This is a genomic window from Microbacterium maritypicum MF109, from assembly GCF_000455825.1.
GTDB classification, from domain to species: domain Bacteria; phylum Actinomycetota; class Actinomycetes; order Actinomycetales; family Microbacteriaceae; genus Microbacterium; species Microbacterium maritypicum_A.
Genome location: NZ_ATAO01000233.1, coordinates 1 through 616, shown reverse-complemented (window position 1 = coordinate 616; position 616 = coordinate 1). Strand labels below are relative to the sequence as shown.

Sequence of the window (616 nt, the reverse complement as noted above, 5' to 3'; positions counted from 1 at the left end):
CGTATGCGCCGCCGGACAGATTCCCCTCGCCCGTCCATGCCCCGCCGTCCGGTCGCTCGACCACACATCCGGGGGAGAGTCGCGCGGTCTCGGCCTCGATGACGCGCGGACCGGTGTTCGCCGTGAGGCCGGTGATCGAGGTTGCCAGGTCGGCCACGTCGCGGTTCGCGTCGAGCAGCTGCATCGTCAACAGGCCATGGATCGTCGACTCTGCGCCCGAGTTGCGGTTCACCCGTCCGTCGGTCTCGACCCCATCGAACGTGACCCCGGTCGTTGCGTCGTACACCGGGATGCCGGCCGTGTTCGCGCCGAAGAACCATCCTGCGGCGAGTCCGGCGAGTACGCGGAGGCCTTCCCCTCCGACCGTGGATGCCTGGAGTGCGCCGGCCACGCGGCCGTGCGCGCCGTACGCGATCTGCGCCTCGGCGGGAAGCGGCGCCCACGCGTTGTGGGGCCCGCCCGAAGCCAGCACCTGCGGCGTGAAGCGTCCGGCGTCCGAGAGCGCCGCGGCCGACCAGTCCCGACGCCGTAGCAGCGCTCCGGCTCTGGCCAGTGCCTCCGGCGCCGCCGCACCCCATGCGTGCCAGAACCCGAGCGAACCCGTCCACGGCAGCAC

1 pseudogene is annotated in these 616 nt (G+C 72.4%); it reads right to left on the bottom strand.

Going from position 1 to position 616, the window contains the following annotated elements:
- Positions 1 to 616, bottom strand: a pseudogene (locus L687_RS40130) (hypothetical protein); the annotation flags it as partial.